A 10,559-nucleotide genomic window follows, 5' to 3' on the forward strand; every position below is an offset into this window, starting at 1 on the left:
ATTCCAATTCGTCTTCTGTCCCTACTTCGTCTTCACGTATTCCGAATGAGTCGCAGCGAGTGCGGGACCTCTCTGCGGTCGCCGCTCTCCCTTCCGCTCCTCAAACCAAAATCCAAATATTCCAACTAGCCTTATCGGCCAATCTTCCCAACCGTCGAAGCACCCGGTGGATTGGGCCCAGACTGGGTCGGCCCCACCGCGCGCGGTCTAACCGGTTCGTTCAACGTTGCTGTCGGCGGAGTCACGCCGGGCGTCGGTGCTGAAATTGCTCCGGGGGCCGTCGCTCCTGTCGGCAACATACGCCGTTGCCGTTCGCGTTTCGTGGCGCCCAATTCCGGTCTTCCGAAGTCGGGCCGCGGCGCGAAGGTCTGCGGAGGCAGTATCTTCCGGCGCTGGCGCGTTTCCGGCGTAATGCGGAACAAACCGGACCGGCTTCGCAATACGCTGGCGTAGATTTCAGCCGGCAACACCTGGGCTTCTTTGAAGATTTCCAGCACCAGCGGCCCCGCAGCTTCCAGCGCTTTCCGCTCGATGCCGGTGTGCTCCACGCTCAGTTTATAGAACTCGTACAAGACGGCATCGCGCGCGGGTTCGGCCCACACCTCGAATTGGTTTTCGTAGGGCGGGGTCAAGTCCACCGTTTGAATCGATATGCGATAGCGCTCGCCAGGGTTCTGCAAGTAGTTTGGCGCCGACGGCACAACCACCTCCGAGCGGATTTCAAGGAGGTAAGTCGGTTCAGGAGTTACACGAGCGGACTGCCCCGGTTTCGGTTCAACGACGTCCGTGAGATCCGGACCCGAGAAACGGCCGCGCTCGATAATCCCGATGCGGCACACGTTGTCGAGTTGCTCGATGATCAAACGATGATTCTCGTCGAGAGCCACGCCGTGGTAACGTTCCTGCGCTTGCGCAAATGCGGCGCTCGACGCAAAAGCGGCTATCGCAACCGCGACGGCGATATGCGATATCGATCTGCTCTTACGATCCATGGGCGCTTTCCTGAAGCAGTCCGGGGACGCTATGGTTACGGGGTCGCTGCGTAATGACCGTATCGCGATAGTCCAGTCCGTCATCAATGACGACATCGGACATCACGACGCATCGCTCGAACGTGGCCGGGCGCGTGATCGCCACGCGATCACCGACAACGGAATCGCGCAGTTTAACACCGTCAGCCAATGTACACGCCGCGCCTACCAACTCGTGCAGATTTCTCCGCTTTAGTTGATGCAGGGAACACGCAATCAAATCGCTCGTGAACGTCACGTTCACGTCCCAGTTCACAACCCCTGCAATACGAACAGGATACTCGAAATCGATCAGAATTTGAATAGAGTCTGTCAATTCATATTCATCCCGCATGGCCGTCCGGGGCGTGCGGCGAATTGCGTCGAAAATCGGCAAGTCAAAAAGGTATAACCCACATCCCTTCAACAGGTTAGGCACGTGGCGCGGTTTCTCGATCACCCGGCGGACCGTCCCGTCCTCCCGGAGTTGGACCGAGAAATTACGCTTGACGGCCTCAGGGTCGGTTTCTTCCTTGACGGCGATTACGGCCGCCGCATCATGTTCTTCCATCTCCTTGAACATACTCGGCAAGTCGTCAATTTCAAAATAGATATCGCCGAGCATGAGCAAAAAAGGACTATGGATCAGGCGTTCCAACTGGCCAACGGCATGGGCAATCCCAAGACGTTGCTGCTGTTCGACGTACTCGACTCGGACACCGTATTGCGATCCATCACCGATGATCTGCGTAATGCGATGGCCCAAATGCCCAATGACAATAAATATCTCTTCGATGCCGACCGAGCGCATCGATTCAAGTTGGTAGGCAAGCAAAGGCTTGTTGCAGATGGGCACAATGGGCTTGGGCATGAGTTCGCCAAACGGACCCATGCGCGAACCGTGGCCGGCCGCTAAGATCACGCCCTGATAGGTGCGCGAAGCCATCCCTTCCCTTGGTCTCCCTTCCGCTTCCGAGTACTCAGTGAGGCACGGTTACGTCGTCGTAACCGCCCGCCTCGATCCACGCGATGGTCCGCTGCAACCCCTCTTCGAGGCTCACTTGCGGCTCCCATCCCAGTAATGCGCGTGCTTTCGAGCTGTCCGCTTCAACGCGGAGTATCTCGCTCTTCTTGGGTCGAACTCGTTCGGGGTCGGCGACGATGTCCATGTCCTTGCCCATGAAATTGGCGATCATCTGCGCCAACTCGCCGATTGTCACTGCGCGGGTCGAGCCAAAGTTTACCACTTCGCCGACCACGCTGTCTTCTTCAGCCATGCGTACGAAAGCAGTCACTATATCATCTACGTAGGTGAAATTTCTTGTTGGCGTCAAGTCGCCTAGCCGCAACTCCTTCCCACGCATCAGTTGAATGATTATCGTGGGGATAATCAGGAATCTTCCAATGCGCGGACCATAGACATTAAATATGCGGCACGTAGTGACCGGCAAGTCGTACGATAGATAGAAACTCTCGACTGTACTGTCCGCCGCAAGCTTCGAGGCCGTGTACGGGTTGTGGGCCGCCACGGGGTGCATCTCGTTGATGGGCTTACCTCCGACTGCCGTCCCGTACACCCCCGCGGACGAGGTATGCACCAGTCGCCGTACGTGCTCGTGTCGCGCCGCGTTACAGACATTCAACGTCCCGAATACGTTGGTGACGATAGTCTCTTCGGGGTTCGCATAGGAATAGGCCACGCTGGTGATGGCGGCCAAATGGAAGATCGTGTCCGCGCCTTCGGCGGCTTCGCGCACGAAGGCCCCGTCGCGGATGTTTCCTCCGCAGATTTCCAGGTTCTTCGTATGATGGTTAGGCACCCCGGCTAGATAGCCGATGCTGCCCCGCATGTTCCCGTGGACTACGGCGCGCACCTCTGCGCCCTGCGATAGCAGCCGTTCGACAAGGTGGCTTCCGATGAAGCCCCCCGCCCCCGTGATCAGTACTTTGCGTCCTGTCCAGTCCATGCTAGCTTGCTCCTGCCGTCAGCGGCTTTTGCCAAACGCCGAGCATGTGGGTGCTCAACCGACGCAGCCCCGGCGTGTACATCGCCGCGCGCTCCACGGCGCGGACCGCCAGGGCCAGTGGCCGGATAAAGATGAAGAACGCCCACATTCCCGCGAGCATTTCCAGGCGCAGAGATCGAAAGCCGGCCTCCTGCATCAATGCGTCGAGGCGGCCGGGGGTGTTGGCTCGGTAATACGTCGGAAACGTGTCCTCGTCGTGACCCCCGAACAAGAATCCTTTGAATGCGGCCTTCACCGGATGAGGTATCAGGCCGGACATTACCGCAAATGGACTGTAACGATTGGGCGTGAGCACGGCGACAATGCCGCCAGGCCTCAGCACGCGCATGAATTCGCGGAAGACGGCTAGCGGGTTCGCCAAGTGCTCGATCACAAACTTGCACAGAATCGCGTCGAACGCCCCGCTCACGAACGGCAGCGCATCCAGCGGCGCGAACACGCGATCGCGAACCAACACGTTCGCGCGCAAGCCTGCCATGTCTACGTCGCAACCGACTGCGTGCCCCGCGCGCTCCAACGAAGGGATATCGGGATCGCCGCGGCTGCACCCTGCGTCAAGCAGGACGGTGTCGCGGTTTACGTGCGGCGCAATGGCATCCTCGTAGCGGCCGTTGACATCGGCAACCCACAGCTTAATCAGCCGGTAGCGCGACACGCCGATCCGATCGATGACGCCGGGGTCCATCGCAAGGTTCTGCTTACGCTGCGATGATTTCTCGGAAGATGCGCTCATATTCGTCCGTGATCGTGTTCCAGTCGTACTCCGTACGGACGCGTTCCACCGCCTCCGCGCGAAACGACTCCACGTCGACAGGATGCTCTACCAGCCACTGCATTTTATCGCGGAGGTCATCTATATTGCGATTGCGAAAATGCACGCCCGCGTGAGCCACCGCCTCCGTGTTGTACGCGATATCGCTCACGAGCACGCAGTTCCCCGCGCCCATCGCTTCCAGGATCGCGGGGTGTGTCCCGCCAACTTCCATCGCATTGACATAGACATACGCGTTCGCCCGCAGCGCCTTGTAGACGTCGCCATACAACGCCCCCGGAAACAGAATGCGCGCGTCCTTGGTCGATTTCAGGTCGCGGATGTACTCGTCCGCAAACGGCGCACTGCCGACGATCAGCATCTTCATATCGGTCTTCACGCCCTCGAACGCTTTCACCACCAGATGCGCGTTGTTCTCCGGTTCCAACCGGCTCACAAACAGGAAGTACTTCTCCGGCTCCACCCCAATCGATTCGAGCAAATCCGGGCGAAATCCGCGCTCCACAATGTCCGCGCCGTATGCCGCGTATGACGTCTCGCGGTTGAACTTCTTCTTGTAGTACTCGCTGATGACGCGCGAATCCGCGATGAGGACGTGGGCAAACTTGGCCGCGAGCCATTCCGCAAACTTGAAATACCGCTTCGCCCAGTCGTTCCACTTGGCGCGCTCCCATTCGAGGCCATCGGTGTTAAGGATGACTTTGATGCCGAACATGCGCGTCAACCAGATGAACGTGCTATTGCCCGAACTGCAATACAGCGAAACGTCCGCGCCGCGTCGCACCAAATCAAGGGTCGAAAACAACGTGTGGGTTATCGAATCGAGGTGCTTCGTGTGGATGCTGCCCAGGGTGACCAGCTTCACGCCCCGGTACTCGGCGAGGTGCTCCTCATAGCTTGCCTTCCGGCAATATACCGTCACCTCATGCCCTCGCTCCGCCAGGCGCACCGCAAGCTCTTCGGCAAAGGTCTCGAACCCGCCGTAGTTCGCGGGGATTCCGCGCGTGCCTAGGATCGCGATTCTCATGAATGACGCCTCGCCACCGGCTCCAAGAATGCCGCTCTCGCGAACGATTCCCTACCCACGGCGGCACAAATCCTCCCGTCTAGCCCTTTGACAACAATATACTCCGTCTCAGGACACCTTCTCTTGAGGTGCCGAGGGCACAATATATACGCATTATCTATATATGCATCAAGACCTTGCGGTCACCAACAGACGAGGCCCAACTTCGCGGAAAGCAGTATATCATATTTTTGACGGTTGTACACAATTTTCAGATTAGAGCGGAATGAATTGCGCGTTAGTCCTTGCGATAGGATCCCTTGGCGTGGAGGGTATCAGGAAGTGCCTTGAAATTGGGCAGGATGCACCCAATTTACAGGATTGAGTCAGGAAGACCTGGCAGTGCTCGAAAGCTCACTTCTAAGAAATGCTACTCGCCTTGCTTCTGCTCCTGCTTTTCTATGTCCTTTTTCAGGTCATCGATCGCTTTGACGATTCCCTCAACGATTGCCTTCGCGGCGTCTTTGGTTAGGTGCTCTCGGTAGGCGGGTAGCGTGACCAGTCCTTTGGTGGAATCGGAAATCGTAATTGTGCCGCGTACGCGCAATTGGAACTTGTCCGGATCGCTGTCGGGTTCGAGGTTGTCGGAATTGCCCTGGAGTATCGCGGGGTCCGTCGTGTCCGTGGCGTACACGAATTTCACGTCCAACGTGGCGTGACCATACACCGGCGTCCACAGAATCTTTGGGTTCTCGATCTCCACGAGAAGCAGCGGGTGGTCATCTTTCTCGGGCTCGTTATTGAGAAGGTAGATTTCGAAGCGCTTCGCCGCGCGCAGCGCCTCGCGAATCTCCCAACTCAACGTCGATGCTAGGCCAACCCGTTCGTTCACATGAAAACAGATCTTCCGCGTTGCGCCCTCCAGATCGATCGTCTGTCCGTGGCTGAAAGCATTCGACGCCGAAACCGTCGAATTTGTGTTGGTCGTGCTCATCGCTACACGCAGATTTACCGTCAACATTGCAAAAACGACAAATGCCGTCAGCAATACCAACGACCCTAAAATGACTCGCTTGCGCGTCTTCATTGCTTCTCCACCTTGCTAGCCGTCGCCATCTATTCCGGATTTCTCACGAACACACTTGAACCTCTCTCGCAACCAGTGTTTTTGCGAGGCTTGCGGCGAAAACCAAAGCAGCTCTCCGAAAACAGAGTGTGTTCGCGAGAAATCCTCATGGCATAGCCTCAAAGTTTTGCACGTGAGCAATTTGCGTCGGCGCTCAATCGCGCCGGTGCAAATTGCGGACTATTGGACTCCTTGGGCGTTTTCTCGATAGTATAGAGGCCCTCTTTGGAACACAAACTGGTGCGAGGACTTAGCCATGGCTTTCGATTTTGACATGATCCAAGCTGTTTACAAACGGATGCCGGAGCGTATCGCCGCGGCGCGCAAAGCCGTGGGGCGCCCACTTACCCTCGCTGAGAAGATTCTCTACAACCACCTATGGGATGGCCCTGCGGCGAAAGCGTTTACTCGCGGACAGGACTACGTCGATTTCGCGCCCGACCGCGTCGCCATGCAGGACGCCACCGCACAAATGGCATTGCTTCAGTTTATGCAGGCAGGCCGTCCTACGACGGCGGTGCCTTCGACCGTGCACTGCGATCACCTGATTCAGGCCGAAAGCGGCGCATCGAAAGACTTGATCAAGGCCCTCGACATCAACAAGGAAGTCTATGCCTTCTTGTCGTCGGTCTCGAACAAATACGGCATCGGATTCTGGAAGCCCGGCGCCGGCATCATCCATCAGGTGGTCCTCGAAAACTACGCGTTCCCCGGCGGGATGATGATCGGCACGGACTCGCACACACCCAACGCGGGCGGACTTGGCATGTGCGCCATCGGCGTCGGCGGCGCGGACGCCGTCGATGTCATGGCGGGCATGGCGTGGGAACTGAAATGGCCCAAGCTTATCGGCGTGCATCTGACGGGCAAACTCAACGGCTGGGCCTCCGCGAAAGACGTGATTCTCAAAGTTGCAGGCATCCTTACCGTGAAAGGCGGCACAGGCGCGATTGTCGAATATTTCGGTCCCGGCTCCGAAAGCATGTCGTGCACGGGCAAAGGCACCGTATGCAACATGGGCGCGGAAATTGGAGCAACCACTTCCGTCTTCGCTTTCGACGATTCCATGGTGCGTTACTTGAAAGCCACCGGCCGCGACGATGTGGCTGCGGCTGCGGAAGCCGTGCGTGAACACCTGCGTCCCGACCCCGAGGTCTATGCCGATCCCGCGAAGTATTTTGACCAAGTTATCGAGATCAACCTCAGCGAACTCGAACCGCTGGTAAATGGTCCTTTCACTCCCGACCTGGCATGGCCTATCTCGGAGCTCGGCAAAGCCGCAAAAGAGAAGGGTTGGCCGCTGGAAGTCGAGGTCGGTCTCATCGGATCGTGCACAAATTCTTCCTACGAGGACATGACCCGCGCTGCGTCGCTGGTGAGGCAGGCCGCCGCGAAGAAGGTAAAGGCCAAGGCCGAATTCACCATCACTCCCGGCTCTGAACAAGTGCGCTACACCGTTGAGCGCGACGGTGTGTTGAAGGACTTCGAGTCGATCGGCGGCGTGGTGCTCGCGAATGCGTGCGGGCCGTGCATCGGCCAATGGTCGCGCCACCGCACGGGCGGAAACGATCAGCCCAACACAATCGTCACCTCGTTCAACCGGAACTTCGCCAAACGTAACGACGGCAATGCGAAGACGCACGCTTTTGTGGCATCCCCCGAAATGGTCACGGCTCTCGCGCTGGCGGGACGGCTGGACTTCAACCCCCTCACCGACTCCCTTATCAACGAAGACGGCCAGTCCGTGAAACTCGATCCGCCGTCTGGCGAGGAACTGCCCGCGAAGGGGTTCGCGTGCGAAGACCCCGGTTACGTTGCGCCAGCTAAAGACGGCAGCGGCGTCAGAGTCGATGTGAGTCCAACGTCGGAACGTTTGCAGTTGTTGGATCCCTTTGCCGCTTGGGAAGGCACGGACCTCAAAGGGCTTCGTCTGCTGCTCAAGGCGAAAGGCAAGTGTACGACCGATCACATTTCGATGGCGGGCCCGTGGCTCCGGTTCCGCGGACACCTCGATAACATCGCGAACAATACCTTCATCGGCGCGATCAACGCATTTAATGACCAAGCCAACACAGTGAAGAACCAGCTTTCGGGCGCGTACGGCGAAGTCCCGGCGACCGCGCGCGCCTACAAGGCGCAGGGCATCGGATCGGTCGTCGTCGGCGACGAGAACTACGGCGAAGGTTCTTCGCGAGAGCATGCGGCCATGCAGCCGCGCCACCTCGGCGTGCGCGCGATTCTTGTGCGGTCGTTTGCGCGCATCCACGAGACGAACCTGAAGAAGCAGGGCATGCTCGCGCTCACCTTTGCCGACAAAGCCGACTACGACAAGGTCCGCGAAGACGACACCATCGACATCACCGGTCTGACGACCTTTGCCCCCGGCAAATCGCTCACGGTCACGCTGCACCACAGCGACGGTACCACCGATTCGTTTGCGGTAAACCATACCTACAACGAAAATCAGATCGAGTGGTTCAAGGCGGGCGGCGCGCTTAACCTTATCCGCGCCCAGGTCAAAGCAGGGAAATAGGCCGAAGCGCCAGTCCACATCCAAACGTCTTTTCTAGAAGGCGCCCGGCTCCCCCGACACACCAGTCGGCAGCCGGGCGCTTGCATTTGGGGCTTTCCCACAGGTGTACCGCTCCGAAGTCTCCATTTGCAATCCTTAGGTAGGCCTTCTTGAGTTGTTTCTGCTGCAACATGAACGGGGGAAAAGCCTTACATCTATCAAGACGCGAGGATGTAATTGAAGTTTGTCAGAATATATGATAAACTTCCTGACAAGAGACACCCATAATGAGCACCATCGAGAGCATAAGAGCGGAAGCAATGGGGTTGCCTGTTGGGCAGCCTGCCACCTCCCGAATGTTCCTGCATTTCGGAAGTAGGGCGGCAGTCGACCAAGCGCTTTCGCGCCTCGTCAAGGAGGGTGCATTGGTGCGTCCCGCCCGTGGCGTGTACATGCGCCCAGTCAAGAACGCATACGTGGGCGACGTTCCGCCTGAGCCCGAACGTATAGCGGAGGTGATTGCCAGAGAAACAGGAAGCGTTATCCAGGTCCACGGGGCGGAGGCTGCCCGGCGCATGGGGCTTAGTACCCAAGTACCGATGCGTCCCGTGTTCTACACGAGCGGTCCCACCCGCAACGTAAGGTTGGGAAGGATGAACGTGCTTCTGAAGCGAATCAGTCCGCGCAAGCTAGCACTGACCGGACGCCCAGCGGGCGTAGCCCTGACCGCGCTGTGGTACCTGGGCAAGAACGCGGTAGATATTCGCTCCGTTGAACGGATTCGGGAGCGTTTGGGTTCAGAAGAATTCGCCGTACTGAAGTCAGCGTCGTCAGTCATGCCGGGCTGGATGCACGACGTCTTCATTCGGCATGCGGCGGCGACGGCCGATGACTGAGTTCTTGCGATTGCCCGCGGAAGAGATGCAGCAGATTCTCGCGGCACTATCGGTCAAGTTGGGGCGCTCGGCGCAGATTCTGTTGAAAGATGTTTGGTTGTGTTGGACACTCGAGAGTCTCTTCTCCGTCCAGAGTTCAGTCAGGATGGCATTCAAAGGAGGGACTTCCCTTTCCAAGGTCTTCGGGATTATTCGCCGGTTTTCAGAGGACGTTGACGTTTCGCTGGATTATCGCGATTTGCTGGAAGATCCCAATGATGCCCCAACAGGAGAGTCCTCAAGGAGCAGCCTTAGACGCATTGCCGAACATCTTAAAGAACAGGTGCGCGAGCATGTGGAGCAGCACATGCTCCCTCCACTCAGCGCGGCGTTCAACGAAGCTACGCACGGATTAGGCCGTATTGAGTTGAGCGAAGACGGAGAGCGTCTCTATCTACATTACCCGTCACCCCTTACTCTGGTGGGCGGCTACTTGACCGATTGGGTGCTCGTCGAGTTTGGCGGCCGCAATGTCACGGAACCGTCCAGCACACACCGCGTCGATCCTGCAATCGCGCAGGATTTACCTACGCTGAAGTTTCCCGGGGCAGAAGTCAATGTCTTGTCACCGGAGCGCACCTTCTGGGAGAAAGCGACTCTCGTACATGTCGAGTGTCATCGCCAGCGTCAGTTCAGCGTTGAGCGACAGTCACGTCATTGGTATGACCTCGCAATGCTAAGCCATTCGGATATCGGTAGAAGTGCCCTTGCCAATCGATCACTGCTTGAGGACGTCGTTCGGCAAAAGACGTTCTTCTTTGACGCGGCATACGCGCACTACGATGAGTGTCTCTCGGGCAGTTTCAGGCTGATACCCGGCGAGCCTCAATTGGAAGTCCTGCGACACGACTATAACCAGATGATTGACGCAGGAATGTTCGAAGACACCCCACCTGACTTCGACGTCGTCTTAAATCTCTTGAGAGATCTGGAAGCCTGCCTCACTCGATAAGACCGCCATGCCGCTATTTGCATCGGATCAACTGAGTGCGGGTGCAATTCTCCCACGTACAGAACCTCGTTCAGACTTCCTCGCACGATGTGCGCCTGAGTTCTTATTGTAAGTGCAACGAATAGGAAAAGGGACGAGTTTTAGCCCCTTGGAGGTTTTGAGGCAGGAAGGAGAATGAAAAGAAGGCATCGAATCCCCAGTTCGGTAGACTGATTTTGC

9 protein-coding genes are annotated in these 10,559 nt (G+C 57.6%); 3 read left to right on the top strand and 6 right to left on the bottom strand.

Annotation, left to right across the window (positions count from 1 at the left end):
• Positions 1-131 precede the first annotated feature (131 nt).
• From K1Y02_14260 to K1Y02_14285, 6 genes are all read right to left on the bottom strand, one after another.
• Positions 132-992: a hypothetical protein gene (locus tag K1Y02_14260; GenBank protein MBX7257522.1), complete on the bottom strand. Its 861-nt coding sequence runs from the start codon at positions 990-992 to the stop codon at positions 132-134.
• Positions 982-1,956 carry an NTP transferase domain-containing protein gene (locus tag K1Y02_14265; GenBank protein MBX7257523.1) on the bottom strand — a complete coding sequence of 325 codons (975 nt, stop codon included), beginning with the start codon at positions 1,954-1,956 and terminating at the stop codon, positions 982-984. Before K1Y02_14265 ends, K1Y02_14260 begins: the two co-directional genes overlap by 11 nt.
• Before the next feature lie 34 nt (positions 1,957-1,990).
• On the bottom strand, positions 1,991-2,977 hold the full coding sequence (locus tag K1Y02_14270; GenBank protein MBX7257524.1) for an SDR family NAD(P)-dependent oxidoreductase: 987 nt from the start codon (positions 2,975-2,977) through the stop codon (positions 1,991-1,993).
• A gap of 1 nt (position 2,978) precedes the next feature.
• Positions 2,979-3,770 (bottom strand): methyltransferase domain-containing protein, encoded by a 792-nt coding sequence (locus K1Y02_14275; GenBank protein MBX7257525.1) that lies wholly within the window; start codon positions 3,768-3,770, stop codon positions 2,979-2,981.
• Positions 3,736-4,836: a DUF1972 domain-containing protein gene (locus K1Y02_14280; GenBank protein MBX7257526.1), complete on the bottom strand. Its 1,101-nt coding sequence runs from the start codon at positions 4,834-4,836 to the stop codon at positions 3,736-3,738. The genes K1Y02_14275 and K1Y02_14280 overlap by 35 nt, the downstream gene beginning before the upstream one ends.
• A 409-nt stretch (positions 4,837-5,245) precedes the next feature.
• Positions 5,246-5,902, bottom strand: a complete 657-nt coding sequence (locus K1Y02_14285) for a hypothetical protein (GenBank protein MBX7257527.1) — start codon at positions 5,900-5,902, stop codon at positions 5,246-5,248.
• 295 nt (positions 5,903-6,197) lie between these two features.
• On the opposite strand from K1Y02_14285, the gene K1Y02_14290 reads away from it, so the two are divergent.
• From K1Y02_14290 to K1Y02_14300, 3 genes are all read left to right on the top strand, one after another.
• Complete coding sequence (locus K1Y02_14290) at positions 6,198-8,474, top strand: aconitate hydratase (GenBank protein MBX7257528.1); 2,277 nt, start codon at positions 6,198-6,200, stop codon at positions 8,472-8,474.
• A 266-nt stretch (positions 8,475-8,740) separates the two neighbouring features.
• On the top strand, positions 8,741-9,349 hold the full coding sequence (locus K1Y02_14295) for a type IV toxin-antitoxin system AbiEi family antitoxin domain-containing protein (protein ID MBX7257529.1): 609 nt from the start codon (positions 8,741-8,743) through the stop codon (positions 9,347-9,349).
• Positions 9,342-10,340, top strand: coding sequence for a nucleotidyl transferase AbiEii/AbiGii toxin family protein (locus K1Y02_14300; GenBank protein ID MBX7257530.1), 999 nt, complete (start codon positions 9,342-9,344; stop codon positions 10,338-10,340). The genes K1Y02_14295 and K1Y02_14300 overlap by 8 nt, the downstream gene beginning before the upstream one ends.
• Positions 10,341-10,559 lie beyond the last annotated feature (219 nt).

The organism is Candidatus Hydrogenedentota bacterium, from assembly GCA_019695095.1.
GTDB lineage: Bacteria > Hydrogenedentota > Hydrogenedentia > Hydrogenedentales > SLHB01 > JAIBAQ01.